The 4,183-nt window shown below is 39.0% G+C and carries 4 protein-coding genes; all 4 read right to left on the bottom strand.

Going from position 1 to position 4,183, the window contains the following annotated elements:
• Nucleotides 1-86: 86 nt before the first annotated feature.
• On the bottom strand, nucleotides 87-359 hold the full coding sequence (locus BAZSYMA_RS04380; RefSeq protein WP_090716007.1) for a hypothetical protein: 273 nt from the start codon (nucleotides 357-359) through the stop codon (nucleotides 87-89).
• Between the two features lie 193 nt (nucleotides 360-552).
• On the bottom strand, nucleotides 553-2,433 hold the full coding sequence (locus BAZSYMA_RS04375) for an ATP-dependent helicase (RefSeq protein ID WP_090716004.1): 1,881 nt from the start codon (nucleotides 2,431-2,433) through the stop codon (nucleotides 553-555).
• A complete protein-coding gene (locus BAZSYMA_RS04370; RefSeq protein ID WP_195910098.1) occupies nucleotides 2,430-3,686 on the bottom strand; it encodes an ATP-dependent nuclease in 1,257 nt (418 codons plus the stop codon). Before BAZSYMA_RS04370 ends, BAZSYMA_RS04375 begins: the two co-directional genes overlap by 4 nt.
• Nucleotides 3,652-4,173: an AAA family ATPase gene (locus tag BAZSYMA_RS04365; RefSeq protein ID WP_090716000.1), complete on the bottom strand. Its 522-nt coding sequence runs from the start codon at nucleotides 4,171-4,173 to the stop codon at nucleotides 3,652-3,654. Before BAZSYMA_RS04365 ends, BAZSYMA_RS04370 begins: the two co-directional genes overlap by 35 nt.
• Nucleotides 4,174-4,183: the final 10 nt, after the last annotated feature.

Raw genomic sequence — 4,183 nt, 5'->3', positions numbered from 1 at the left:
ACCGACTCTAATATCAATATCATCGAGGCCTTTATGTTTGTCTAGAAATGAGTCAGTTATATTTTTAACAAATTCTTTTTCAATCACTATTTAATCCCCTTGCAAACAAAGGCTGGAATGTCTAAAAATTCGCCCTTCGCGGCGGTTTCAGCTGCATCAGTTACTCTGGGCCGGTTTTTGTCTTTTTGTGTTACAGAATCGTGGGATGCCAGCGCATCTTCCATGCTCATGCTGTCATCTTCAAACGCTCCCATATATTCCGCTTCTTCATGGGTGATTTCAACGTATTGTTCGGGGTGCTCATCGAGTTGTTTTCTGATTTCATTGACACGTTCTTCGAGTGTTTTCTTATCGCTCATGATTTATTTCCTCTCTGATTTGTTGTTTTACCTGATGATGTAAAGTGCACCCCATTGTCAAGACCATTTTCTCCAAATAATAAGGAAAAATATCTACCATTCTCATAAAAAATAAACGTCACTGGGTGTCTGATAATCCAAACTTTACAGAAGCCCGAAATTAACCTATCCTTGCGACGGAACCTCCCCTCCACTAGTTCTCGCGACAGAACCCTATTGATTCTTCTTGAACCTCAGTAGGTGGAAAATTTTTAAGAAATCGTGAAATTTCGCGGCGCTTGGTATCTCCCCAAGGCATAGTTCTATTTTCAGGCCATGTAACGAACAACCAACGCTTTGAGCGAGTGAATGCAACATACAAATTATTTTTTTCCTGAGTAAGTTCAATACCCCCACTACGAACCGCCCTGTAATCAGGAAAAGTTTCATCATCCATGCCAATAATAAAAACAATATCAAACTCTTGCCCTTTCATGGTATGCACGGTACTCAGTGTTACCCCTGAATGCTGCGATAAGGGGGCAGTTTGCCCCAGTGCCATGGCATTTTTAAACTGATGTAATGAGGTGTTATCTGTTGTCTTGGCATAATTGTGCCAATGAATCAGTAATTCATTAATATCACCAAACAGCATATTTTTTTCATCGGAATCCTCAAGTGTCACATTCTCTTTGTAAGACTCCAACTGTCGCTTAAAGTTTGCACTATCATCTGCGAGGGATAAAACGAGTTCAATAATGACCTTTTTGTTAGTGTCTTCTATCTTTTCTACTACGTTAGATAAGTCAACGTCTCCTTCATAACCCAACGACAAAGCCACTAATAACCGTCGCCAATGCAATTCATCCTGCGAATTAATCTTGATCCGCAATGCCAAGTCAAAAATTTGCATCAAAGAAGACTCAAATTTTAAAGCACCTGGTGTCATTTTGTAGTAATGAGGAATACCTGTTGTTTCTAAAGCCTCTTCAAGTGGCTTAAATAGATATTTGTTTCTTGCCAATACCGCTATTTTTTCATAACTCAATTCACCCTCGATGTCGTCATGTTTTTCTAATCCGACAATTTGCTGGATTTTTTGGGCGAGCCATTGCGCTTCCCTATTTTCATCTTTGGTTTTATATAGCTTAAATATGCCCTGCTTAACGATATGCTCTACCTGATCAGCATCAGGAATCAAGTTTTGTGCGGCTTGCAATATAGCTTTTGAAGAACGATAATTTTCGGTAAGTTCAATAATAGTTGCTTGAAAGTCTTTAACAAATTCCTTATCCATATAGTCGGGTGAAGAGCCGTTAAAATGAAAAATAGACTGATTTGGATCACCCACCATCAGGATATTTCTGAACTCTCCATTTGCCATAGCTTTTAGCAAATTATACTGGGCATTATTCAAATCCTGCGCTTCATCCACGCACACCGCAAAAAAACTGCGTCGATACAATGCAGCTATTTTGGGATAATCGTTAAATAAACCATAGACTTTTAGCAATAAATCATCAAAATCTATAGCATTCTGCGACTTTAAAATATCCTGATAGCTACAATAAAGCAGGATGATATTTTCATTCTCTGTTTGTGCTGCAATATCCGCTTCATTAATTAACCTGAGTTTCATATTAGCAATAAAATTCAATGCTCGATAACGAAAATCCCTTTGCTGCTTTTTATCTTGTTTTCTATAACTTGCCGCATAAGAGGGTGTTAATTGAATGGCTTGTTCAATTAATTCTAAACGGTCGCTTTCATCCTCAAAAATATGTGGCATTTCGGCATAGCCCAATAAATGCCTGTGATTCTCAAGTACAGACTGACAAAATCCATGAAAAGTACCGACAAATGTTCTTTGCTCAATATCTTCAATATCCGCTAATCGGTCTTGGATCTCTTTCCCCGCCTTGTTAGTAAAGGTCAATGCTAATATTTTTCTATTGCTTCGAGACAATAAAACACGAATACGCTCTGTTAATACGCGCGTTTTACCACTGCCCGCACTGGCTTTAACATAGAGCGCACCATTTTGAGCATTGACAATAGACCGCTGTTGTTCTGAAAGGGGAATAGGATGACTCATGAAGCCTTCTCAGTGATATTTAAAATGGAACTTATCTTATTGAACAGTTCTATGATTTTAGGCGGTAATGTTTTTTTACTCTTGATGATTTGTTCTGCAATAACTGGAGCAAATTGAGTTTTGGATTTTTTCATTTGTTTGTAAAGTTTTTCGTCATTAAAAGCTTTTATTTTTACCTGTGCCGACGTTTTTTCTTGTTCACTATGATAGTCATCTAGTTCAATCAAAGCCTGTCTTATTTCATCCTGAAAGCCATCCTTTAATAATTGATTTTCAATATTATTGTCATTATCCAGAAACACAATCACATCCGCTTCTGTCTTTTTTGAGCGGCAATTGTCGAACTGTTTTTTTACGCTGTTTCTTGTCTTTTCTTCTGCATCGCTCAAAATCAACCAAGGGATATTTAAGGATTCAGCAAAGCGTAAAAAAGGTAAATAATTGCCATAGCCACCCACGCCAATAAAATCCACGCCCATTTCAACGACAGATTTGCCAAAATGATGTTTGGCAAAAATCGGCAATGCCTGCTCTTCGGTTTCACCCTCAAACAAAACCATCAATTTAGAAAAGAAGATTTCACCACGGCTATTGATCACATGCCGTGTGATTTTTCGTTGATCCTCATCAGTCAGTGAATCAATCGCCACTTTGTCACAGCGCGTACCCTCCTGGTCTTTGTAGAAACTTCGTATTTGACCAAGATCTGCCACCGCCGCAATGTACGGAGAATGGGTAGAAATGATTTTTTGCCCTGCAATGTCGTTTATTTGGCTATACAGTTGTTTTTGAGCATTGGGGTGCAGATGCGCTTCGGGTTCTTCAATGGCTAAAATAGGAAAAAACACACTTCCTACTTTTTCGGCATTGCTTGCCAGTAAGCCGATAAAGGATTTCAAAGTTAACAAAGAAGACCAACTGCGCGTTCCCATGCCATGATATTCCATGGAAAAGCTGTCTTGGCTATCCCCATAATAAATCATCAGCCCCTTGTTTAAATCGCGTATCTTTTTTGTGAAAGGGGTTAATTCAATGCCACTGCGGGTATTTTCCAGTGCCGAATCCAAGCCTTTCAGAGTCTCCTTTATATGGCTTAGAATATTACTGCTACTCACCGCCTTTTCATTCAACTGCTCAATTTGTTGCTCTATTGCCTGAATATCCGCAGGGGAATATTCAATTTTAGATAACATCTTGCCCAAATAAGAACCGCGTAATCTAGTGTCTTCCAGAATATCGCGTTGCGCATCCATATAGAAAAAAAGGCAATTCATCAAAATGAAAGCGAGTTTTATTGCCCTTACCGGCATTAAGCCAATCCGTAAAATCAGGCCACACTTGCAGAATAGTTTGCTCGACTTTATAGCTGTTTTTAATCGCATCAAAAGTGACATGCGTTCTTAGCGGAAAAAAGCTTTCAGTGCCATCGATGCGAATGCGATCAGTGGTCAGCAAAGCTTCCCAATCGTCGCTAAAACGATCCTCCTGCTTGCCTTTAGCATCAACAGGAACAATCAGCACATCAATGGTGATGTTTGTAGCACAGTCGTTATTTTTAATAAAAAAGTCATCCTGAGAAATAAACTGGCGATTGCCCAAGGCGATTTGCAGGGCTTTGAGAAAAGAGGTTTTTCCCGTGTTATTCATTCCCGTCAGTACGGTTGTTTGCTCCAGTTCTACCTCGATATTTTCCAGACCACGAAAACCTGAGATACGAACGGTTTTTATTAGAATACTCATTTTTTATTTT

Origin of the sequence: Bathymodiolus azoricus thioautotrophic gill symbiont, from assembly GCF_001298715.1 — a bacterium.
Classification (GTDB): Bacteria; Pseudomonadota; Gammaproteobacteria; order PS1; family Pseudothioglobaceae; genus Thiodubiliella.
The sequence above is the reverse complement of the archived record's forward strand: the minus strand, read 5'-3'. Positions and strand labels throughout refer to the sequence as shown.